We start from the raw sequence: 255 nt of genomic DNA on the forward strand, positions 1-255 counted from the left end.
CCCTGAGCGGACGAGCCTTCCTCAGGAAACCTTAGGCATTCGGTGGACGGGATTCTCACCCGTCTTTCGTTACTCATACCGGCATTCTCACTTCTAAGCGCTCCACGGATCCTTCCGGTCCCGCTTCAACGCCCTTAGAACGCTCTCCTACCACGGACATCTGAGATGTCCATCCACAGCTTCGGTAATCCGTTTAGCCCCGGTACATTTTCGGCGCAGTGTCACTCGACCAGTGAGCTATTACGCACTCTTTAA

At 54.5% G+C, this 255-nt stretch carries 1 rRNA gene; it reads right to left on the reverse strand.

Features of this window, described 5'->3' with window-relative positions:
- Nucleotides 1–255, reverse strand: a 23S ribosomal RNA gene (locus tag HU147_RS19340); the annotation flags it as partial.

Origin of the sequence: Planococcus chinensis, from assembly GCF_020071995.1 — a bacterium.
Classification (GTDB): Bacteria; Bacillota; Bacilli; order Bacillales_A; family Planococcaceae; genus Planococcus; species Planococcus chinensis_A.